The sequence below is a fragment of the Curtobacterium sp. SP.BCo genome (assembly GCF_051903265.1).
Taxonomy (GTDB): Bacteria; Actinomycetota; Actinomycetes; order Actinomycetales; family Microbacteriaceae; genus Curtobacterium.
The window spans coordinates 3,343,654-3,365,133 of record NZ_CP194337.1; the positions used below are offsets into that span (position 1 = coordinate 3,343,654).

Annotated in this window: 16 protein-coding genes; 3 read left to right on the forward strand and 13 right to left on the reverse strand. The window is 71.0% G+C overall.

Annotated features, from left to right (window positions below):
• Nucleotides 1–4: 4 nt before the first annotated feature.
• From ACRQ4B_RS15835 to ACRQ4B_RS15875, 9 genes are all read right to left on the reverse strand, one after another.
• Complete coding sequence (locus ACRQ4B_RS15835; RefSeq protein ID WP_439692349.1) at nucleotides 5–1,003, reverse strand: ABC transporter permease; 999 nt, start codon at nucleotides 1,001–1,003, stop codon at nucleotides 5–7.
• Complete coding sequence (locus ACRQ4B_RS15840; RefSeq protein WP_439692350.1) at nucleotides 1,000–1,938, reverse strand: ABC transporter permease; 939 nt, start codon at nucleotides 1,936–1,938, stop codon at nucleotides 1,000–1,002. The genes ACRQ4B_RS15835 and ACRQ4B_RS15840 overlap by 4 nt, the downstream gene beginning before the upstream one ends.
• Entirely contained in the window at nucleotides 1,935–3,677 is a 1,743-nt protein-coding gene (locus ACRQ4B_RS15845) for a dipeptide ABC transporter ATP-binding protein (RefSeq protein WP_439692351.1), read from the reverse strand. Before ACRQ4B_RS15845 ends, ACRQ4B_RS15840 begins: the two co-directional genes overlap by 4 nt.
• Nucleotides 3,674–5,341, reverse strand: coding sequence for an ABC transporter substrate-binding protein (locus ACRQ4B_RS15850; protein ID WP_439692352.1), 1,668 nt, complete (start codon nucleotides 5,339–5,341; stop codon nucleotides 3,674–3,676). The genes ACRQ4B_RS15845 and ACRQ4B_RS15850 overlap by 4 nt, the downstream gene beginning before the upstream one ends.
• Nucleotides 5,342–5,559: 218 nt before the next feature.
• On the reverse strand, nucleotides 5,560–6,513 hold the full coding sequence (locus ACRQ4B_RS15855) for a hypothetical protein (RefSeq protein WP_439692353.1): 954 nt from the start codon (nucleotides 6,511–6,513) through the stop codon (nucleotides 5,560–5,562).
• Nucleotides 6,514–6,609: 96 nt separating this feature from the next.
• Nucleotides 6,610–7,869 carry an FAD-binding protein gene (locus tag ACRQ4B_RS15860; RefSeq protein WP_439692354.1) on the reverse strand — a complete coding sequence of 420 codons (1,260 nt, stop codon included), beginning with the start codon at nucleotides 7,867–7,869 and terminating at the stop codon, nucleotides 6,610–6,612.
• A 10-nt stretch (nucleotides 7,870–7,879) separates the two neighbouring features.
• Nucleotides 7,880–9,403 (reverse strand): L-arabinose isomerase, encoded by a 1,524-nt coding sequence (araA, locus tag ACRQ4B_RS15865; protein WP_439692355.1) that lies wholly within the window; start codon nucleotides 9,401–9,403, stop codon nucleotides 7,880–7,882.
• Nucleotides 9,400–10,110, reverse strand: a complete 711-nt coding sequence (locus ACRQ4B_RS15870; protein ID WP_439692356.1) for an L-ribulose-5-phosphate 4-epimerase — start codon at nucleotides 10,108–10,110, stop codon at nucleotides 9,400–9,402. The genes araA and ACRQ4B_RS15870 overlap by 4 nt, the downstream gene beginning before the upstream one ends.
• Nucleotides 10,107–11,882 carry a xylulokinase gene (locus tag ACRQ4B_RS15875; protein ID WP_439692357.1) on the reverse strand — a complete coding sequence of 592 codons (1,776 nt, stop codon included), beginning with the start codon at nucleotides 11,880–11,882 and terminating at the stop codon, nucleotides 10,107–10,109. The genes ACRQ4B_RS15870 and ACRQ4B_RS15875 overlap by 4 nt, the downstream gene beginning before the upstream one ends.
• Before the next feature lie 258 nt (nucleotides 11,883–12,140).
• Between ACRQ4B_RS15875 and ACRQ4B_RS15880 the strand changes: the two genes are divergently transcribed.
• Together ACRQ4B_RS15880 and ACRQ4B_RS15885 are read left to right on the forward strand one after the other, a co-directional pair.
• Nucleotides 12,141–13,919, forward strand: coding sequence for a CBM35 domain-containing protein (locus tag ACRQ4B_RS15880; RefSeq protein ID WP_439692358.1), 1,779 nt, complete (start codon nucleotides 12,141–12,143; stop codon nucleotides 13,917–13,919).
• Between the two features lie 164 nt (nucleotides 13,920–14,083).
• On the forward strand, nucleotides 14,084–15,112 hold the full coding sequence (locus ACRQ4B_RS15885) for a LacI family DNA-binding transcriptional regulator (RefSeq protein WP_439692359.1): 1,029 nt from the start codon (nucleotides 14,084–14,086) through the stop codon (nucleotides 15,110–15,112).
• A gap of 90 nt (nucleotides 15,113–15,202) precedes the next feature.
• On the opposite strand, the gene ACRQ4B_RS15890 is transcribed toward ACRQ4B_RS15885, so the two are convergent.
• The 4 genes from ACRQ4B_RS15890 to ACRQ4B_RS15905 are packed head-to-tail and all read right to left on the reverse strand — an operon-like array spanning nucleotide 15,203 to nucleotide 20,228.
• Nucleotides 15,203–17,107: a glycoside hydrolase family 127 protein gene (locus ACRQ4B_RS15890; protein WP_439692360.1), complete on the reverse strand. Its 1,905-nt coding sequence runs from the start codon at nucleotides 17,105–17,107 to the stop codon at nucleotides 15,203–15,205.
• Nucleotides 17,108–17,154: 47 nt separating this feature from the next.
• Nucleotides 17,155–17,970: a carbohydrate ABC transporter permease gene (locus ACRQ4B_RS15895; RefSeq protein WP_439692361.1), complete on the reverse strand. Its 816-nt coding sequence runs from the start codon at nucleotides 17,968–17,970 to the stop codon at nucleotides 17,155–17,157.
• A 1-nt stretch (nucleotide 17,971) separates the two neighbouring features.
• Nucleotides 17,972–18,949, reverse strand: coding sequence for a carbohydrate ABC transporter permease (locus ACRQ4B_RS15900; protein ID WP_439692362.1), 978 nt, complete (start codon nucleotides 18,947–18,949; stop codon nucleotides 17,972–17,974).
• A gap of 34 nt (nucleotides 18,950–18,983) precedes the next feature.
• The gene (locus ACRQ4B_RS15905) at nucleotides 18,984–20,228 is read right to left on the reverse strand and encodes a sugar ABC transporter substrate-binding protein (protein WP_439692363.1); all 1,245 of its coding nucleotides are present in this window, start codon (nucleotides 20,226–20,228) and stop codon (nucleotides 18,984–18,986) included.
• A 174-nt stretch (nucleotides 20,229–20,402) separates the two neighbouring features.
• Between ACRQ4B_RS15905 and ACRQ4B_RS15910 the strand changes: the two genes are divergently transcribed.
• On the forward strand, nucleotides 20,403–21,467 hold the full coding sequence (locus ACRQ4B_RS15910; RefSeq protein ID WP_439692364.1) for a LacI family DNA-binding transcriptional regulator: 1,065 nt from the start codon (nucleotides 20,403–20,405) through the stop codon (nucleotides 21,465–21,467).
• Nucleotides 21,468–21,480: the final 13 nt, after the last annotated feature.

A 21,480-nucleotide genomic window follows, 5' to 3' on the forward strand; every position in this document is an offset into this window, starting at 1 on the left:
CGGCTCAGGCCCGGCGGCGGACGCGGGGGTCGACGAACGCGTACACGACGTCGACGATCACGTTGGCGGTGACGATGAGCAACGCCGAGAACAGCGTGAAGCCGACGACGACCTGCAGGTCGAGCGTGTGCACGGCGTCGATCAGGAGCGCTCCGAGGCCCTGCATCGAGAACACCTTCTCGGTGATCACGGCGCCGCCGAGCAGCGAGCCGAGGTCGAGCCCGAACAGCGTCACGACGGGCAGGATCGCCGTCCGGAGGCCGTGCCGCACGACGACCTGGCGCTCCCGCAGGCCCTTCGCGCGAGCGGTCCGGACGAAGTCCTGCGACATCGACTCGAGCATCTCGCCCCGCGTCAGCCGCGCGTAGATCGCCGCGCTGATGAACGCGAGCACGCACCACGGCAGGATCAGGTGGGTGAGCCACCCGACGGGGTCGTCGCCGAACGCCACGTACCCGCTCGTCGGCAGGATGCCGAGCACGAACCCGAACAGCAGGATGCCGAGCAGGCCGACGAGGTACGAGGGTGCGGACACCCCGGCGACCGCGACGGTCATCACGGCACGGTCGACGAAGGTCCCCCGTCGCAGGGCGGAGAGCGCTCCCCCGGCGACACCGGCCACGAGCCACAGCACCGCGGCGCCGACGGCGATGGAGGCGGTGACGGGCAGGCGGGACAGGATCAGGTTCGTGACGCTGTCGTGCAGCTGGAACGAGTACCCGAAGCACGGCGCGGCGCAGTGGATGACGGAGGCACCCGAACCGAACGTCCGACCCGCGAAGATCCCGGCCAGGTAGGCGCCGAACTGCGCGATCCACGGCTTGTCGGTGCCGAGGAACGCCTGGACCTCCCGGAGGCGGTCCGGCGTGCAGGGCTTGTCGCAGATCGCCCGCGCCGGGTTCGTCGGCAGCAGCATGAACAGCGCGTAGGTGATGGCGGCGACGACGAGCAGCACGACCGCGGCGCCGAGGACGCGGATGGCGATGAAGCGGAACGTGCTCATCGTGCACCTCCACGGGGGTCGAGGGCATCGCGCAGCGCATCGCCGAGCACGTTGAACGCCAGGGTGATCAGGAACAGTGCCAGACCGGGGAACACGAGGTACATCGGGTCGGTCTGCACCCACCCGATCGCGTCGCCGATGCTGCGACCCCACGACGGCGTCGGCGGCGTGACGCCGACGGCGAGGAAGGACAGGGCGGCCTCGGCACCGATCATCGACGGGATCGAGATCGTCGCGTACACGGTGATCGTCGCGGCGAGGTTCGGCAGGAGCTGGGTCCGGATGACGTGCCAGCGGCCGGCGCCCATCGCGGTGGAGGCGACCACGTAGTTCCGGCTCACGAGCGACAGCGTCTGACCACGGACGACACGGGCGACGGACGGCCACCCGAAGAAGCCGATGACGAGCACGACGAGGACGGGCTTCGGGAACGAGGTCGGCACGATCGCGGTGAGGGCGATCATGAACACGAGCGAGGGGAACCCGAAGATGACGTCGACGACCCGGGACAGCACCCGGTCGTACCAGCCGCCGAAGAACCCGGTCGTGACGCCGACGAGCACGCCGATCACGATCGACAGCACGGTGGCGGCGAGCCCGATGCCGAGCGAGGTCCGGGCACCGTAGGTCACGATGGCGAACAGATCGCGCCCGGTGAGGGGCTCCACGCCGAACCAGTGCGCACCGCTGATCCCGCCGCCGACGCCCTTCGGGGCACCGAACGAGTTCAGCGCGTCGATGTGGTAGCCGTACGGGTCCTGCCCGGTCACGGCGGCGATGAGCGGCGCGGCGACCGCGACGACGACGAACACGACGATGACGGCCGCGGACGCCACGGCCCAACGGTCCTGCCGGACGCGGCGCACGACGGCGCGGAAGCCGGTGCTCCGACCGGCGGACGCGGAGACCGGACGGTCGACGACGTTGGCGGTCACGAGGCCACCCCTTCCCATGCGCGCCAGGCCTCGCGCCGTGCGGCCTGTCGCACCGGGTCGGCGACGGGCGCCGCCGCGAGGAGCATGCGCGTGTAGTCCTGCTGCGGGTCGTCGAGCACGGCGTCGGTGGTGCCCCGTTCGACGACGCGGCCGCGGTGCAGCACCACGACCTCGTCGGCGAGCTGCCGGACGACGGCGAGGTCGTGGCTGATGAGCAGCATCCCGAAGCCGAACTCCTGTTGCAGGTCGGCGAGCAGGTCGAGCACGGCGGCCTGAACGGTGACGTCGAGGGCGGAGGTCGGCTCGTCCGCGATCACGAGCGCGGGCCGCAGGGCGAGCGCGCGGGCGACGGCGACGCGCTGCCGCTGGCCACCGGAGAGCTGGTGCGGGAACCGCTCGGCCCACGACGGGTCGAGCTGCACCGCGACGAGGAGCTCCCGCACCCGTTCCGCACGCTCGGCGGCGGAGGCGGTGCCGTGCACCAGGAGCGGCTCGGCGATGCTCCACCCGATGGTCTGGCGCGGGTTGAGCGAGGACGCCGGGTCCTGGAAGACGATGCCCACGCGACTGCGCAGCTCGCGGAGCCGTCGACCACGTGCCGTGCGGAGGTCGCTGCCGTCGACCTCGACCGAGCCGGCGACGACCGGCACGAGGCCGGCGAGTGCCCGCCCGATGGTCGACTTGCCGGAGCCCGACTCCCCCACGAGGCCGAGGGTCTCGCCGGCGCGGAGTCCGAAGTCGATGCCCGAGACCGTCGGTTCCCCGCGGCGTGCGTACCGCACCGCGACGTCGCGCAGCTGCGCGACCACCGGCCGGGAGGCGCGGCTCGCGTCGTGCGCGTCGGCAGACGCCGAGCCATGGCTCGGCTCCGCGGACACCGCACGGGTTCCGGGGGCCGGATCCTGTCCGCCAGGCCGAGTCTCGGGCGCGGATGCGTCCGTGGCGGACGCACCCCGCGCCTCCAGGCTGGGGACCGCGTCGAGGAGCGCACGGGTGTACTCGGCGCTCGGGTGCGCGAAGACCTCGGCGACGGTGCCGTGCTCGACCGGGTCGCCCCGACGCATCACGAGGACCTCGTCGGCGACGTCCGCCACCACGCCCATGTCGTGCGTGATGAGCAGCACGGCGAGCGAGCGCTCGCGGCCGAGGGTGCGGAGCAGGTCGAGGATCCCCGCCTGCACCGTGACGTCCAGCGCCGTCGTCGGCTCGTCCGCGATGAGCGCGACCGGGTCGCCCGCGAGCGCCATCGCGATCATCGCGCGCTGCAGCTGCCCGCCGGAGAGCTCGTGCGGGTAGGCCTTCCGGATGCGCTCCGGGTCGGACAGCCCCGCGGACCGCAGCAGGTCGTCGACCCGGGTGGAGACCCCGGCGCGGTCGAGGTCCGTCGGGTGCGCCGTGACCGCTTCGGTGATCTGCGTGCCGATCGAGAGCACCGGTGTGAAGGAGTTCATCGGCTCCTGGAACACCACCCCGATGCCCGCACCGCGGACGCCACGCAGGGCGTCGTCGGACGCGCCGACGAGCTCCGTTCCGCGGAATCGGATGCTTCCGGAGACGCGGGCCTCCGGCGGGAGCAGGCCGAGCACGCTCATCGCGCTGACGGACTTGCCCGAGCCGGACTCGCCGACGAGGGCGAGCACCCGCCCGGGCGTCAGGGTGAAGGAGACGTCACGGACGACGGGCTCCGCGTCGCCGAACGCGACGCGGAGCCCCTCGACCTCGAGCAGCGGTGCACTCACTTCGCGAGCGAGACCTTGAGGTAGTTCGGGTACGCCGGGAAGTCCGCGATCTGGAAGTTCTGCACGTCCGAACCGGCGAGGAACGACTGCTTCGCGTAGGTCAGCGGCACGATCGGGGCGTCGGCCATGATCTTCTTGTCCGCCTCGGCCCAGAGCTTCTGCGCGTCCTGCTGGTCGACGGTCGCGCTGGCCTCCTTGATGAGCGCGTCCACCGCGGGGTTGCTGTACTTCGAGACGTTGTAGCCGCCGCCACCGATCTGCGACGAGTCGTAGAGCGGCTGGATGTTGGCGTTCGCGCTCGGGAAGTCCGGCTGCCAGCTGAACAGCGCCAGGTCGAAGTCGGTGCCGTCGGTCGTCGCCGTGTAGAACGAGTCGGAGTCGAGCGGCTTCAGCGTGACCGTGATGCCGGCGCGCTTGAGCCCGGCCTGCAGGGCCTGCGACTGGGCGAGGCTCGACGGGTCGTTCGGCGTGGCGAGCGTGAGCGTGAGGTCGGAGACGCCGGCCTCCTGCAGGAGCTTCTTCGCCTTCGCGACGTCACCGGACGCACCCGGCTTGTAGAGGTCGTAGTCCTGACGACCGGCGATGCCCGGGGTGATCAGGGTCGTCGCGTAGGTCCCGGCGAGGGCACCACCCGCGGCGATGCGGTAGGACTTCTTGTCGACGGCGTACTGCAGTGCCTGGCGGACCTTCAGGTCCTTGAGCGAACCCTTCTGCGTGTTGATCGCCATGTAGGTGATCGGGCCGGCCTTCGACGTGGCGAGGCGGTCCTGCGCGGACGGGTTCGAGCGCACCTGGTTCAGCTCGGCCGCACCGAGGTACGTGGCGCCGAAGGAGTCCTTCGCGTCGCCGTTGTCGGCGATGAGCGTCTGGGTGACCGTCGACGGGTCCTGGCTCTCCTTGAAGACGACCTTCGAGGGGCCGGCGGTGCGGACGTCGTCGGTCGACGCGCTCCACTCCTTGTTCCGGACGAGGGTGATCTGCGAGCCCTGGGTGTTCGACTGCACCTGGTACGGGCCGGACGCGACGGGCTTGGCGTCGTAGGCGCCGGTGTCGGTGCCGTCGCCCTCGGGGACCGGGGCGAACGCCGGCATCGACACGAGCCACGGCCAGTCGCCGTACGCCGCGTTCAGCTTGAAGACGATCGTGCTGTCGTCGGGCGTCTCGATGCTGTCCAGGGTCTTGCCGTCGAACGGGCCCTTGTACGTGTCACCGCCGACGAGGAGCGACTTGTGGTAGCTCAGGCCACCGGTGAGGGTCGGAGCGAACGAACGCTCGATGCCCCACTTGATGTCCTTCGTGGTGATCGCCGTGCCGTCCTGGAACTTCAGCCCCTTCTTGAGGTGGTAGGTCCAGGTCTTGCCGCCGTCGCTCGAGTCGCCGGTGTTCGTCGCGAGGTCCGGGACGACCTTCGCCGTCTTGCCCGGCTCGACGTCCCACGCGGTGAGGCGACGCAGTACGAGGCCGAGCGTCGTGATGTTGAGGTTCTGGCTGGTCGCCGGGTCGAGGTGCACCGCGGTGGCCGTCGTCAGGATGTTGAGCGTGCCGCCCTTGGCCGTGCCGCCCGAAGCGTCGTCCGAGGCCCCTCCGCCCGAGCAGCCGGTGAGGACCAGGGCTGCTGCTGCGGCGACCGCCGCGGTGATGGTCAGGCGCTTGGGGCGTCTCATGACGATGCTGCTCCTCGTGGGAAGGGGATGGGGGCGACCGTGGGGTGGTCACTGCAGGGTCCGGGACGGGTCACCGGGCGGCGTCCATCCTGACACCGCGACGGTCGCCCGTCCGAATCCCGCGCGCGACGGACGTCGCACGACGTAACGGTCCAAGTGCCGCGTCGCCTCCCGCTATTCCCGATGCGTTCGCACGGAGTTCGTCCGGTGTTCGCGCGTCACCGGTCGAACAGGCCGCCGAGCAGGTCGTTGCCGAGGTTCGACGCCTGCTCGCCGAGGTTCGACGCCTGCTCGCCGAGGTTCGAGGCCTGATCGCCGAAGCCACCGAGCAGCTGCTCCCCCTCGCCGACGAGCCCCTCGACGCCGCCGCCGAGGTCCCCCAGCCCGAGGTCGCCGATGCCCGAGGCGATGCCCTCGAAGTCCACGCCCAGCCCCGCCGCCTCGCTGAGGATCGGCCCGGCCGCGGCACTCAGCACCGCGCCACCGGCCACCGCGGCGCCCAGGCCGCCGAGCGCCATCGCTCCCGCCCCGACCGCCGCACCACCGGCGAAGGCGCCCCCGCGGCCGCGACCGCCTGGTGCACCGTTCCGTCCGCCCGCTCCGCCGAGCACCCGTCGGACCAGCCCGGGCCGGCTGACCTCACCGCGGGTCATCGCGCGCGCCATGCCGCCGGCGGAGTCGTCACGGAGGTGCTCGTGCGGCGGCAGCTCCGAGTTCAGGCGGTTCCGGATCTGCTGTCGCTGCGCCGGGGTCAGCCGGGCGAACGCGTCGTGGTGGACCTGTTCGAGCTGCTCGGGTGGCGCGGTGCGGAGGAGGTAGTCGTACTTCGCGATCGCGACGCGGTCGGCGTCGACCGGACCGCGCTGCTGGCCCGCCGCCTGCTGCGGCGCGGACTGCTGCGGCTGACCGTACTGCGGCGCGGACTGCTGCGACTGACCGCCCTGCGGCGTGTACTGCTGCGGCTGGCCGTACTCCGGCTGGCCGTACTGCGGCGCCCCCTGCTGCCGTCCGCGATCGTCGCCGGTCAGCTTGTCCGCGGCCGTCCGGACGATGTCCCGCCAGTCGGTGCCGCCCTGCTGCGACGGCTGCTGCGGTGTCCCCTGCCCGCGCTTCTGCATCTGCTTGTCGATGACCTTCGAGGCCATGCCCAGGATCCGGTTGAGGTTCGCCATGCCCCAACCTTTGTGATCACACATGTGAGCGCTCAGCAACGCACCGGTGGGAGCACCGGGCAAGTCATCCGAGTGCGCTGGGAACGACCTCGGTCGTCAGGCGAGGACGGTCGTGAGGAACGGGTTGCGGAACGTCCCGGACGGGTCGAGGTCGCGGGCCAGGGCAGCGAACGCCGCCAGGTGCGGGTAGACCTCGTGCAGCCGCTCGGGACTCGCCGCAGAGACCTTGCCCCAGTGCGGCCGCGCGGCGAACGGAGCGAGGGCTTCCTCGATGCGCTCGACCGCGGCTGCCACGGCCACCGGGTCGCGCCGGAAGGTGAAGTGGATCCCGACGGACTGCCGCTCGGACGACGGCGCCAGCCAGGCGGTGTCGGGAGCGATCGTGCGGACCTCCGCGGCGATGAGGAGCGGTGCGAACAGTTCCCCGAGCGGCCGGAGCGCCTCGAGCGCGTCGACCGCCGAGCCGGCCGGCAGGAGGTACTCCGCCTGGATCTCCGCCCCGGTCGACGGCGTGAACGAGGACCGGAAGTGCGGCAGGCGCTCCGACCACGGCCCGGGCACGCCGCCCTGCTCGGTGACCCCGGCCGGGTCGTTCTCGCCCGGGTGCACGGGCCCGGTCGCAGGTCGGGCACCGAGTGCGACCAGGTCGACGGCCGGCGCGGGCTCGTCGACGCGGTGCTTCACCCAGACCTGCCGGGCACCGCGGGCGTCGAAGGACGTGAAGAGCGACACCGAGTAGGCGTCCGACACGACGTCGTCGAAGTGTGCGGCGACGGCGTCCCACGGCAGGTCGAGGTGCACGGTGGTGGCGACCTGGAACGTGGGTTCGATCGCGAGTTCCACGGCCGTGACGATCCCGAGCGCGCCGAGTGCCACCCGGTGCGCGTCGAGGGCACCGTCCGGCGTGGAGGCGTCGATGCGCACGACGTCCCCGGAGGCGCGGACGACCTCCAGGCCGACCACCGCCTGCGCGAGCGACGGGTTGCGGACGCCGGAGCCGTGCGTGCCGGTGGCGACGGCGCCGGCCGTGGAGATGTGCGGCAGGGAGGCGAGGTTCCCGAGGGCCCAGCCCCGCGCCTCCAGGCCGGCCGCCACCTGGCTGTGGACCATGCCGGCGGCGACGCGGACGACGCGACGTTCCGTGTCGATGTCGAGCTGGGGCGGCAGCCCGGCCAACGACACCTGCACCGCGTCGGTGTCCGCGATCCGGTTGAACGAGTGCGTCGACCCGAGCGCCGTCAGGCGCGGCGTGACCGCCACGATGCGTCGGACCTCGTCGACGGAGGTCGGCGAGAGGAGTTCGGACGCCCCGTAGGTGACGTTCCCTGCCCAGTTCGTACGCGTCGTCGCGGTCACGGTCACGAGCCTAGAACCCCCGGTCGAGACGGTGCCAGGTCTGCTGCAGCCGCAGTTCGTCGCGGAACCCGCGCGCCGTCGTGTGTTCGTCGATGACGAGGAACTCCGTGCCGACCATGGTCGCGAAGTCCTCGACGACCTGCAGTCCGACGGCGGTCGTCATCACGGTGTGGTGGGCGGCGCCGGCGGTGAGCCAGGCCTCGGCGGCGACCGGGAACGACGGGCGGGGCTCCCAGACGGCACGGCCGACGGGGAGCTTCGGCAGAGCCTCGGTCGGGGGCACCACGTCGACGACGTTCGCGGTGAGCCGGAAGCCGTCACGGGTGTCGGACAGCGCCACCACCACGGCCTCGCCGCTGTCGGCGGTGAAGACCAGGCGCACCGGGTCGTCCTTGCCGCCGATGCCGAGCGGGTGGATCTCGAGCGTCGGCGTCGTGGTGCTCAGCGTGGGCGACACCTCGAGCATGTGGGCGCCGAGGATCTTCTCCGCCCCCGGCGTGAGGTCGTAGGTGTAGTCCTCCATCAGGCTCGCGCCACCGGGCAGCCCGGCGCCGGCGACGTTCATCGCCCGGACCAGGACGGCCGTCTTCCAGTCGCCCTCGGCGCCGAAGCCGTAGCCGTCGGCCATCAGGCGCTGCACGGCGAGACCCGGCAGCTGCTTGAGGGTCCCGAGGTCCTCGAAGTTGGTGGTGAAGGCCGCGGACCCGTTCTGCTCGAGCAGGGTGCGGAGACCGATCTCGATCGCGGCGCCGTCGCGGAGCGCGGCACGGCGTGGTCCGCCGTCACGCAGGTCGTCGACGACGTCGTACTGCGCGTCGTACTCCGCCACGAGGGCGTCCACCGCGGCCGTGTCCGCCGCTGCGGCGTCCACCGCCACAGCCAGCTCGTTCACCGCCCAGGTGTTCACCTGCACGCCGAGCTCGATCTCCGCCTCGGTCTTGTCGCCCTCGGTGACGGCGACGTACCGCATGTTGTCGCCGAAGCGCGTGAGCTTGAGCTCGCGGACCGATGCCGCTGCCGCTGCGGCCCGGGTCCAGTTCGCGACACGCTGCTGCACGCGCTCGTCGGACACGTGGCCGACCGCGGTGGCGTGCCGCACGCCGAGGCGCGCCAGCGCGTACCCGAACTCGCGGTCGCCGTGCGCGGCCTGGTTGAGGTTCATGAAGTCGAAGTCGATGTCGGCCCACGGCAGCGTGACGTTCGCCTGCGTGTGCAGGTGCAGCAGCGGCTTCGTGAGCGCCTGCAGCCCGCCGATCCACATCTTCGCGGGGCTGAAGGTGTGCATCCAGGTGGTGACGCCGATCACCTTGTCGTCGGCGCTGGCCTCGATCAGGGCCCGGCGGATGCCGTCGGCGTCCTTCAGCACGGGCTTCCACACGAGCCGGACCGGTACGTGCGGTGCGAGTTCGGCGTGCACGGCCTTGCTCTGCGCCTCGACCTGGCGGAGGGTCTCCTCGCCGTACAGGCCCTGGGAACCGGTGAGGAACCAGACCTCGTAGCTGTCCAGGGTGGCCTGGGGGTTCACCTGCGTCATCGCATGGCTCCTTCGGGGTTCTGTCCGTAGACGTTCTGGTAGCGATCGAAGAGTCGATCGATGTCTTCCTGCGCGATCGGCACGGTCTCGCCGCCCTGCTTCGCGACGTGCACCGTCCGGGCGACGTCCTCGCACATCACGGCAGCCTTCACCGCGTCCTTCGCGTCCTTGCCGATCGTGAACACGCCGTGGTTCTGCATGAGGACGGCGCGACTCCGGTGTCCGCTGAGGGTGTCGACGATGCCGTGCCCGATCGAGTCGTCGCCGATGATCGCGAACGGGCCGACCGGGATCGGTCCGCCGAACTCGTCGGCCATCGCCGTGATCACGCACGGGATCTCCTCGGCACGGGCGGCCCAGGCGGTCGCGTAGGTGGAGTGCGTGTGCACGACACCGCCGACCTCGGGCATGTTCCGGTACACGTAGGCGTGCGCTGCGGTGTCGGAGGACGGGCCGTGCTCGTTGCCCCAGCCCTCGGCCGGGACGCCGTCGAGGGTGCAGACGACCTGGTTCGCCGGCGTCAGGTCGTCGCTCGCGACACCGGACGGCTTGATGACGAAGAGGTCCGTCCCGGGCACGCGTTCGGAGACGTTGCCGCCGGTCCAGATCACCAGGCCGTAGCGGACGAGCTCGCCGTGCAGCCGGGCGACGCGTTCGCGGGTGGCGGCGACCGCCTGCTGGGTGGTCGTGTCGCTTGCGTCGGTCATCGGGTCACTCCCTCTTCCTGGAGGCGCGGTCCGGCTCCCGCCGTCGGGTCGCCGTGGTCGGTGGTGGCGCTGGGCCCGGTCGCGGTGTCCGGTCCGGTCGCGGTGCCCGGTGCGGTCGCGGTGCCCGGTCCCATCTCGGTGCTCGGCCGGGTCGCGGCTGCTGCCGCTGCCTGGACGGGCAGGGCCGCCCGGTAGCGGCCGAGGTACGTCCGGAACCCCTCGACGTCGCGCGGGTCGGGGTCGGCGACGTGGACCGTGCCCGCGCCGAAGACGGTGTCGGCCAGGAAGTCCGCGAGCTGGTGCTCGGTGTGCTCGAGGTACGCCGCGAGGACGGCGATGCCCCAGGCCCCGCCCTCGCCCGCGGTCTCCTCGAGGGCGACCGGCACCCGCAGGGCCGCCGCGAGCAGCCGCTGCGGTGCGCCGGGCGTGCGGAACAGTCCGCCGTGCGCCGTCATCCGGTCGACCCGGACGTGGTCGCCGTGCAGGACCTCCATGCCGATCGCGAGCGTGGCGAACGCGCCGTGCACCTCGGAGCGCACCAGGTTGCCCAGCGTGAAGCGCGCGTCCGGGGTGCGGAGCAGCAGGGGTCGGCCGTCCTCCACGTGCGTGACCGGCTCACCGGCCAGGTAGTTGAACGAGAGCAGCCCGCCGGCGTCCGGGTCCGCCTGCTCGGCCTCGGCGAGCAGCGTCGCGTAGACCGTGTCGATGTCCGGTGCCGTCGTGCCGGTGCGCTCGCCCGCGGCCTCCGCGAAGCGGCCGAACACGCGCGCCCAGCTCGCGATCTCGCTCGCGCCGTTGTTGCAGTGCACCATCGCGACGGCGTCCCCGGACGGCGTCGTCACGACGTCGAGTTCCTCGTACGGCGTCGACAACGGGCGCTCGAGCACGACCATCGCGAAGATGCTCGTGCCGACACTGACGTTCCCGGTGCGCGGGGCGACGGCGTTCGTCGCGACCATGCCCGTGCCGGCGTCGCCCTCCGGCGGGCAGAGCGGGACGCCGGGCTGCAGCGTTCCGGTCGGGTCGAGCCAGGCGGCGCCGTCGGGCGTGAGGTCGCCGGCGTGCTCCCCGGCGACGAGGACCTCGGGCAGGAGGGCGCGGAGGTCCGGGACGGCCTCGCCCAGCAGGTCCTGCGCCGTGGCGAGCCCGTCGCGGTCCCAGTCCCGGTGGCCGGGCTCGCCCGGGCGGCTCTCGACCGGGCCGCTGTCGATCGGGAACATCCCGGAGGCGTCACCGACCCCGAGCACGTTCCGGCCGGTGAGGCGACGGTGCACGTACCCGGCGAGGGTCGTGATGCCGGCGAGCTCGGCGACGTGCGGCTCGTGGTCGAGGACCGCCTGGTACAGGTGCGCGACCGACCAGCGGAGCGGGATGTTGCAGCCGAGGGCGTCGCTGAGCCGTTCGGCGGCGGGACCGGTCGAGGTGTTGCGCCAGGTGCGGAACGGGACGAGCAGGTCACCGGCGTCGTCGAACGCCAGGTACCCGTGCATCATCGCGCTCACACCGGCGGCGCGGAAGGTGGTCGGGGCGACGCCGTACTGCGCCTCGACGTCGGCGACGAGCGCGGCGTAGGCAGCGCGGAGTCCGGTCTCGACGGCCTCGAGCGAGTAGGTCCAGCGCCCGTCGACGAACTCGTTCTCCCACTCGTGCGAGCCGGCGGCGATCGGCACGAGGTCCTCGTCCACCAGGCAGGCCTTGATGCGGGTGGAGCCGAGTTCGATCCCCAGGGTCGTGCGGCCGTCCAGGACCTGTCGTCGGCGCTCGTCGGTCATGCGTTCCTCCTGCTGCTCGTCATCGAGTGAGCGCTCACACCGTATCGTGTGAGCGCTCACCCGACAAGACGAGGCGGTGCGTCGGACGCCGTGTCGCGCGTGACCGCGCCGCCGGTCGGTCACGCACCCAGGACAACGCACCTTGACACCGCCGAGGTGTGCGTCGATGATCGTCGAACCGGTTCGACGACGAACCGCCAGGTGCGATCACGACGACCGCCGTCGCTGGCTCACCCGGAGATCCTCGAGGGAGAAGCAATGACGCATCTTCATGTCCAACCCCGGTCCGGACGCCGACGGGGCGGACCACTCCGCACGCGGCGGCTCGCCGCGGTCCTCTGCACACTGGCCGCCGCGGGCACGGTGCTCGCCGGCTTCGGGCCCGCCTCACCCGCCCTCGCCGCGGGCAACACGTTGACAGTCAACGTCGGCACCACCGTCCGACCGGTCACCCACGTCGCGGCGGGAGGCCTGTACGGCGTCGACACCGGGAGCACGCCGCCGCTGAGCCAGCTCTACCCCCTGCACGTCAACACGTTCACGCAGCCCCCGCCCGGCACGCAGCAGCTCGGGAACGGCGCGAGCAGCCCGTGCTGCGACGGCTTGCAGGTCGCCGGCAAGATCACCTCCGCCGGTGGTCAGCAGTACCTGCGACTCCCCGACGTCTTCAGCACGTTCCCCTACAACTGGGTCAGTTGGCCGGACTGGGAGTCGAAGATCAAGACGATGATCACGGCCCGGGTCAACGCGACGTCGACCACCAACATCGCCGGCTACGAGATCTGGAACGAGCCGGACGCCAACTGGACGACCAGCACGAAGAACGACCCGAACGCCGGCAGCTACCTCGACATGTGGACACGGACGTACCGCGACATCCGTGCGATCGACACCCTCACGCCGATCATCGGGCCCGGTGCCAGCGCCTACGACCACGACTTCATGCTCTCGTTCATGACGAACGCCAAGAACACGAACACACTGCCCTCGGTGGCGGTCTGGCACGAGCTCGATGACTTCAGCTACCAGAACGTCCAGGCACACGTCGCCGACTTCCGCGCGATCGAGGACTCGCTCGGGCTGCCGCACATCCCGATCTCGATCAACGAGTACGCCTCGCCCGGACAGGTCGACCAGCCGAGCATCGGCGTGCACTACATGGCCGCGTTCGAGCGGGCCGGCATCGCCAACGCGGAACGCGCGTACTGGTACGAGGCCGGGACGATGGACGGGCTGCTGTACCGCAACCAGCCGACCGCGTCCTACTGGGCCTACAAGTGGTACGGCGACCAGTCGGGCAACGTCGTCGAGACCGTTCCGCAGTCGTACCTCGACGGAGTCGCGTCCTACGACGCGAGCCGGAAGCAGGTCAACGTCGTCTTCGGTGGCGACAGCGGCGCGAACACGGTCCGGGTGAACGGTCTGTCGGGACTCGGCAACCAGGTCTCCGTCCAGCTCTCGTCGACGAACACGACGGGTCGCACGACGAACCAGGCCGCTCCGAACACCGTGTCGACGACGACCTACTCCGTCGTCAACGGATCCATCACCGTGCCGGTGTCGAACATGGACGCGGTCGCTGCGTACCAGCTGCTGATCACCCCGACGACGGGCGCGCCGACGTACCAGCAGACCTACGAGGCGGAGAACGCGACCGTCGTCAACGCCAGCAGGCTGTCGTCGCCGACCGCGTCGAACGGCGGCTACGTCGGCCGCATCGACGACTCCGGTGACGCGCGGACGGACAGCTTCGTCGACTTCCTGGTCAACGTGCCGACCGCCAGGGCCTACACGATGTCCGTCAAGTACGCGAACGCCACCGGTGCGAACGCGACCCAGGGGCTCGCCTACAACGGTGGCGGCTTCTCGACGGTGACCTACCCGCCGACCACCTCCGGCTGGGGGAACCCGACGGGCAGTGTCGACGTCACGGTCCAGCTGCAGGCCGGCTACAACGTGATCCGACTCGCCAAGGGAGCGCCGAACTACGCCGGCGGGACCGGGTACGCCGAGCTGGACAGCATCCACCTGCAGTAGGAACCGTCCCACGGCGGGTCCGTCCGGTCCGGGCGGGCCCGCCGTCCGCGTGCACCGCCGTCCGCTCCGGGCGGACCCGTCGTCGACGCGCGCGACGTTGACGTCGAACCGATTCGCTGCGACAGTGCTCGAACCGGTACGAGGAAGGTCGAGGCGGGGACCCCATGGCGACGATCGCGGACGTGGCGAAGGCCGCCGGCGTGGCGCGCAGCACCGTGTCCTACGCCCTGTCGGGGCGACGGGTGATCTCGCAGGAGACCCGCGACCGGATCGAGCGGGCGATCGTCGAGCTCGGCTTCACCCCGAACGCCGGCGCCCGCGCGCTGGCCACCAACCAGACGATGATCCTGGGCCTCTTCGTGCAGTTCCACCCGGACGAGTTCGCGCCCGCCATGCTCGAGTACGTGCTGCCGATCTCCGACACGGCTCGGCAGCACGGCTACGACGTCCTCATGGTGACCGAGGCCGACGGCGCCGCCGCGCTGCGGCGGATCACCTCGACCGGGATGGTGGACGGCGTCGTGCTGCTCGACGTCACCCACGACGACCCACGACTGGCGGGCCTCCGTGCGTCGCGGGTGCCCGGATCGATGGTGGGGCTGCCGGGGGACCCCTCCGGCCTCGACGTGTTCGACCTCGACTTCGGCGAGGCCGCCCGTGTGCTCGTCGACCGGCTCCACGACCTCGGGCACCGCGACGTCGCACTCGTGACGCCGCCACGGCACGTGTACGAGCGCGGCGGCGCGTACGCGTGGCGGTTCCGCGACGCAGCCCTGGAGCGGGGCGCACAGCACGGCATGCGCATCACCGCACACGACGGCGAGTCACAACAGCCCGCGGTCGCACGGAACCTCAACGCCGTCCTGGACGCACGGCCCGGAGCGACGGCCCTGGTCGTGCACAACGACGCCTCGGTCGCGGCGCTCCCGACGGTGCTGCGCGAGCGTTCCGTCGAGGTCCCCCGCGACCTGTCGGTCGTGAGTCTCTACTCGGACAACTTCGGGCGGTCGTTCTCCCTGGCCTACACGGCGGTCGACACCGTGCCCGACGAGCTGGGGCACCGTGCCGTCCGGAGACTCCTGCAGCGGATCACCGATCCCGAGCAGGCCGGCCCGCCCACGACCCAGTTCGTCACGACACGCGTGACCGATCGGGGCAGTGCGGCCAGGGTGCCGGAGTCGACGCGGTCCTGACCGACGACGGCGGCCCTGACCGACGACGGCGGACCGGTGCCGTCGAGACCTGAGCCGCCGAGGAGATCAGGCACCCGGCGGCTCAGGAGTTCACACCGTGGGGAGGAACACCCGCATCGTCGAGGGTCCGCGGTTGCCCCAGGTCGCGTACGGCACGAGCCGCACGGTGTCGACGAAGGTGGTCTCGGTCTCGGGGCTGCCGTACGGGAGGCCCGGCCCGGCTTCCACGGATCGGGTGGCGACCGCGACGCGCACGTCGCCGGCGCCGTGGTCCTCCACCGGGACCTCCGGCAGGACCACGACGTCGCCGACGTCCTGCCCGAGGTCCGTCGACTCGAGCGCGTAGACCAGGGGGCCGCGCTCGACGGCCACGGTGCCGCGGACGGCGTCGATGCGCGGATCCGGCACCGTCAGGCGGGCCTGGACGGGGACCGTGAGCGTGAGCCGGTCGCCGACGACGAAGGTCCGCTCGACGGTGACCAGCTGCCCCGCCGGTGCGGCGCGCCGACCCTCCGGTGTCTCGAGCTCGGCGCCGTCCGCCCAGGCGGGAACGCGCAGCTGCACCGTGACCGGGGCGTCCGTGGCGGTCGTCGCGGTCAGCACGACCGCGCCGTCGTACGGCCAGCCGGACCGGACCGTGAAGCCGATCGGCGTCCCGTCGGGCAGCGTGACGTCCACGTCGTAGTCGCCGTACTGGTGCAGCTGCAGCCCGGAGGCCGTCATCGTCGCGAACACCGACTCGACGCTCGCGAGCGTCCGGGCGAGGTTCGTCGGGCAGCACGACACCTCGAACCACGGCGCGCGCAGACTCGACAGGGCCCTGGCGCTGATGGCGTCCTCGGGCGGGACGGTGCCCTCGACGCGCTGGTGCAGGGTGTTGGCGTAGAAGAACGCCCGACCGTCCTCGCGCGGAGCCACCATCACCGCGTTGTACAGGGTGCGCTCGATCAGGTCGGCGTACTTCGAGTCCCCCGTCTCGAGCAGCAGTCGCCACGACAGCATGTTCGACGCGATCGCGGCGCACGTCTCGCCGTACTCCCGGTCCGGTGGCAGCTCGAAGTCGGCACCGAACGCCTCGTCCTGGTGGTGCGCACCCATTGCCCCGGTCAGGTAGGTGCGGCGCGCGACGGTGTGCTCCCACTGTCGTTCGACGGCGTGCAGCAGCTCCGCGTCCCCGGTCTCGACGGCGACGTCGACCGCCCCGGCAGCGAGGTAGAGCGCTCGGACGGCGTGCCCGCGCAGCACCTCGGCGCGGCGGACCGGGACGTCGTCCTGGAAGTACTCCTGCCCGTACTCGATGGGAGCGAGCAGGCCGCGGCCACGTCGCTCGACGAACGTCCGCGCGAGCAGGACGTACCGGTGGTCGCCGGTCGCCCGACCGAGCTCGACGAGTGCCGGCTCGATCTCCGGGTGGCCGCACACGGCCTCCCGCCCGTCCCGACCGAACACCTCGACGAGGTGGTCGGCGACCCGCACCGCCACGTCGACGAGCAACCCGCCGCCGGCGGTCCGGAGTCGCGCGACGGCGGCCTGGATCAGGTGCCCCATGCTGTAGAGCTCGTGGCCCCACTCCAGGTCCGACCAGCGTGCACGTTGCCACGAGCGGCCGAAGCTCGTGTGCAGGTACCCGTCGTCGTCCTGTGCCGCGGCGACCCGCTCGACGAGCCGGTCGTACCGGTCCGCCAGCTGCGGGTCGCCGCTCCGCCCGAGTTCCCAGGCCATCGCCTCGAGCAGCTTGTAGACCTCCGAGTCGACGAACTCGATGCCGGCGTGCTCGAACGGCTCACCGGTCGCGGCGGCGTCGAAGTTGCCGATCCAGCCGATCCGTTCCATCCAGGTCTCGCAGTGTGCGAGCACGGTGTCGGCGTTCCGCTGCTGCCAGTCGCCCCAGTACCCGCCGACGAGCCGGACCGCGCCGAGGGGCAGGGGACGGAGCGTGGAGGACGAGGGCGAGACCGGGCCGGACGAGGATGCGGTCACGTGCGTCAGTGACATGGGGTTCCTTCGAGGTACGACGGACGAATGGGGTGGAACGGGTCCGGTCAGTCCTTGACGGCGCCGGCGGTGACCCCGGCGGCGACGTAGCGCTGAGCGAGGACCAACAGGACCGCGGCGGGGATCGAGGCCACCACCGCGGTCGCCATGATCGAGTTCCACTCCTGGTTGTTGTTGCCGATGTAGGCGTAGATGCCGAGGGTGATCGGCTTCGCGTCGCCGCCGCCGTCGAGGGTGTTGGCGAACAGGAAGTCCGACCAGGCCCACAGGAACGAGAACAGCGAGACGGTGACGAGCGAGTTCCGGCTGACGGGCATCACGATCGCGGTGAAGGTGCGCCAGGTGTTCGCCCCGTCGATCCGCGCGGCGTTCAGGAGTTCGTCCGGGATCCCCCGCATGAACGCGGTGAAGATGAGGACGCCGAAGGGGACCGCGATGGTGGAGTCGGCGAGGATGAGCCCCCAGACGGTGTCGAGGATGCCGAGCTTCACGTAGATCGTGTAGAAGCCCATCGCCATGATGATCGCGGGGATCATCTGCGCGATCAGGAGGACGAAGCTCATCGCGCCACCGCCGCGGGGACGGAGCTTCGCGAGCGAGTAGGCGGCCGGGGCGGACAGGAGCAGGGTCAGCACGACGGTGCCGAGGCCGACCACCAGGCTGGTGCCGAGGAACGGCAGCTGCTGCCCGAGGACGGTCGTGTACCCGTGCAGGGTCGGGTCGATCGGGAGCAGGTTCGGCGGGCTCTTCCGCATGTCCTGGTCACGCGTCAGCGAGACGTTGACCATCCAGTAGACGGGGAAGAGCATCACCGCGGTGAGGACGATGCCGAGGGTGGTCTGCCACCAGGGTCGACGGCGCACGTCACACCTCCAGACGGCGCTGCATGCGCGCGTAGACGAGGCCGACGACGAGGGCGACGAGGATGAGGACGTTGCCCACGGTCGCGGCGGAACTGAAGTCGGGGAGCAGGTTGCCGAAGCCCAACTGGTACGCCCAGATCGCCAGGGTGGTGCTCGACCCGGCGGGCCCGCCCTTGGTCATGATCCAGATGATGTCGAACACCTTGAGGGTGTAGACGAACCCGAGCAACAGGGTGATCGCGGTCACCGGTCGCAGCAACGGGAACGTGATCCGCCAGAACCGCTGCCACCCGTTCGCACCGTCCAGCGACGCGGCTTCGTACAGTTCCTCCGGGATGCCCTGGAGCCCCGAGTACATGATCACGAGGTTGAAGGGGATCCCGATCCAGATGTTCGCGACGAGGACCGCGATCAGCGACCAGGTCGGCGACGTGAGCCAGTTGATCTGCCCGATGCCGACGGATTCCAGGAACGCGTTGACGATCCCGGAGTCGCTGTTCATCATCCACGACCAGGTCGACGCGGACACCAGCAGGGGCAACAGCCACGGCACCAGGAACAGCGCGCGGAGCAGGCCGGACAGGGGGAACCGGTTGTGGAAGAACACCGCCAGCGCCAGGCCGAGGGCGAACTGCACCGCGATCGACACGAGCACGAACACCGCCGTGTGCCACACCGCCGGGGCGAACGTCGCGTTGGTGAAGACCGCGACGAAGTTCGCCAGTCCGACGAACGGGGCATCGCCGCTGACGAACGAGGTCACCGTGTAGTGGTGCAGGCTCAGCTCGATGTTCTTGTAGAGCGGGTACGCGTAGAAGAGGAGCAGGTACGCGGCGACGGGTGCGAGGAACGCCCACGCCGTGAGTTGTGCACGTCGCTGCGCGCGGGGGCGTCGAGCCCGTGCCGGGGCGGAGGTGGTCTCCGCCCCGGCGCTGGCGCGCGCAGCCGACGGTCGCAGTGACGTCGTGTCGGTCGTCATGGTTCAGCCGGCTTCCGTGGTGGTGGTGTGCTGGTCAGTTCGAGAGCTTCGACGAGACGGCCTGCTGCGCCGCCTGGAGCGCGTCGGACGGCGATGCAGAGCCGCTCTCCGCCTTCTGGACGGCGGTCCAGAGCTGCTCCGAGATCACCGGGTACTTCACGCCGAGGTTGTCGCCGGTGCGCGCCTTCGCGGCCTGCACCGCCTCGACCCAGGTCTTCAGCGACGAGTCCGCGGCGAGCTGCTTGTCCTGCAGGGTCGTCGACGCGGCGATGTAGTTGAGCGTGTTGTCCGTCGTGACGACGTTGTCGCCGGAGGACAGGCACTGCACGATCTTCTTCGTCACCGCGTAGCGGGCCGTGTCCTTCTGCACCGGGATCGTGAAGAACTCGCCACCCGTCGGCACCGGGGCTGCGCCGCCGTCCTCGGCCGGGATGGTGATGACCCCCGCGCCCATCTGCTTCGCGGCGTCCTTCTGCCAGGTCCCGTTCTCGCCGAACGCGAAGTCGCCCGACTGGAACTCCTGCCAGCTCGTCGTCTGGGTGTTCTGGATGACCGAGTTCGGCGCGTACCCCTTGTCGATCCAGCCCTTCCAGAGCTGCAGGGCAGCCTCGGCCTTCGACGAGTCGAGCTTCGTCAGCTCCGCCCCGGCGCCCCAGAACCACGGCAGGAACTGGAACGAGCCCTCCTCCGTGTTGATCCCGGAGAACGTGATGCCCTTCCCGCCGGCTGCCTTGACCTTCGCGAGCGCCGCGGTCAGCGACGCCCAGTCCTTGACCGAGGAGACGTCGACACCGGCCTTCTGCAGGACCTTCGGGTTGTAGTAGAGCGCAAGGGTGTTCGCGCCGATCGGGACCCCGTAGGTCTTCCCGTCGATGACGCCCGCGCCGAGGATGTTCTTCGCGACGGAGCCGGTCTGCAGGCCGTTCGTGCCGGTGTCGGTCAGGATCCCGGACTTCGCCAGCGTCGAGACCACCGGGTTGTCGACCAGCAGGACGTCGGGCGACTTGGCCTGCTGGCCGGCCAGGAGCGCCTTGTTGGTCAGGTCGGAGGTGTCGTAGCCGGTCCGCTTGACGGTGACGCCGGCGTCCTTGCCGCACTGGGTGACGAGCTTGCCCCAGGCGGACGACGCGTCGTACTGGGGGTACGGGTCCCAGAAGCTGTAGGTCCCCTTGGCCGCGTCGGTGGAGCCCGACGACGACGCGGCGCAGCCACTGAGGCCGACGACGGTGACGGCTGCTGCGGCAAGGGCTGTGATGCGGAGAACGTTCTTGGTGCGCATGATCACGGGTTCCTCTCTGAATGCGACGTGATCGCTCGGTCCGGGTGACCGGTCCGCACCGTCGACCGAGGGAGCCCTCGTCGTCGAGCAGAACCGAAACCGGTTTCGGGAGCAATGTAGCCATCGGCGCTGGACGGTGTCAAGAACTTCCGTAAACTAGTTTCGGGAGGTCTGATGAGCGACGGAGACGACAGGACCGGCAACCTGGCCGAGGCATCTGAGACGGTGACCCTGGCCGACGTCGCCCGGGCGGCCGGGGTGTCCACCGCGACGGCGTCGAAGGCGCTCAACGGCAAGGCCCACGTCAGCGCACGCTCGCGCGAAGCCGTGCTGGCCGCCGCCGCCGCACTGTCGTTCACACCGAACCCATTCGCCCGCGCACTGAACCGCGCCCCCACGAACACCATCGGGATGCTCACGAGCGACCTCGACAACCGGTTCGTCCTCCCGGTGCTGCTCGGTGCCGAGGACGCGTTCGGCGCAGGCTCGCTGTCGGTGCTGCTCGCCGACGCCCGGGACAGCGTGGTCCGCGAGCAGTTGCAGCTCCAGTCCCTGCTCACCCGCCGCGTCGACGGCGTGCTGGTCGTCGGCCGGACCACGAACCCGCGGCCTCCGGTGCAGGTCGTCACCGACGTCCCGGTGGTCTACGTCTACGCGCCGTCGACGGACGAGGCCGACCTGTCGTTCGAGCCGGACAACGAGCTCGCCGGTCGACTGGTCGCGGACCACCTCGTCGCCGGCGGCCGCCGGCGGATCGCCATGGTGAGCGGTGAGGACTCCTACGCGGCTGCCCGGGACCGCCTCCGGGGCGCAGCAGCCGCACTCGACGCCCACGGGCTCGAGCTGGTCGGCAGCGCCGGCTCCGTCTTCGGGGCGTGGACGGAGCGCTGGGGGCGGACGGCGACCGAGCGTCTGCTCGCGCGACACCCCGACCTGGACGCCGTCATCGCGGGCAGCGACCAGATCGCCCGTGGGGTCATGGACGCCGTGCGCGAGAGCGGCCGGTCCATCCCCGTGGACGTCGCGGTGAGCGGTTTCGACAACTGGGACATCCTGGTCGAGGACGCACGCCCACCGCTCACGAGCGTCGACATGAACCTGCAGGAACTCGGCAGGCTCGCGGCGCAGGCCCTCGTCGACGCCATCGAGGGCCACCCGCGCAGCGGCCGTGTCCGCCACCCGGTGCGGATGGTGGAGCGCGCGTCGTCCGGCAGTGCGGACGTCGAGCCTCCGCGCTGATCGCACCGACGCA

Excerpts from the sequence above, each read along its gene's own strand:
- ACRQ4B_RS15880 (WP_439692358.1), top strand. The coding sequence starts at position 12,141 with ATGACGCATCTTCATGTCCAACCCCGGTCCGGACGCCGACGGGGCGGA.
- ACRQ4B_RS15870 (WP_439692356.1), bottom strand. The coding sequence starts at position 10,110 with ATGACCGACGCAAGCGACACGACCACCCAGCAGGCGGTCGCCGCCACC.
- ACRQ4B_RS15885 (WP_439692359.1), top strand. The coding sequence starts at position 14,084 with ATGGCGACGATCGCGGACGTGGCGAAGGCCGCCGGCGTGGCGCGCAGC.
- ACRQ4B_RS15890 (WP_439692360.1), bottom strand. The coding sequence starts at position 17,107 with ATGTCACTGACGCACGTGACCGCATCCTCGTCCGGCCCGGTCTCGCCC.
- araA (WP_439692355.1), bottom strand. The coding sequence starts at position 9,403 with ATGACGCAGGTGAACCCCCAGGCCACCCTGGACAGCTACGAGGTCTGG.
- ACRQ4B_RS15875 (WP_439692357.1), bottom strand. The coding sequence starts at position 11,882 with ATGACCGACGAGCGCCGACGACAGGTCCTGGACGGCCGCACGACCCTG.
- ACRQ4B_RS15905 (WP_439692363.1), bottom strand. The coding sequence starts at position 20,228 with ATGCGCACCAAGAACGTTCTCCGCATCACAGCCCTTGCCGCAGCAGCC.
- ACRQ4B_RS15835 (WP_439692349.1), bottom strand. The coding sequence starts at position 1,003 with ATGAGCACGTTCCGCTTCATCGCCATCCGCGTCCTCGGCGCCGCGGTC.
- ACRQ4B_RS15855 (WP_439692353.1), bottom strand. The coding sequence starts at position 6,513 with ATGGCGAACCTCAACCGGATCCTGGGCATGGCCTCGAAGGTCATCGAC.
- ACRQ4B_RS15900 (WP_439692362.1), bottom strand. The coding sequence starts at position 18,949 with ATGACGACCGACACGACGTCACTGCGACCGTCGGCTGCGCGCGCCAGC.
- ACRQ4B_RS15850 (WP_439692352.1), bottom strand. The coding sequence starts at position 5,341 with ATGAGACGCCCCAAGCGCCTGACCATCACCGCGGCGGTCGCCGCAGCA.
- ACRQ4B_RS15910 (WP_439692364.1), top strand. The coding sequence starts at position 20,403 with ATGAGCGACGGAGACGACAGGACCGGCAACCTGGCCGAGGCATCTGAG.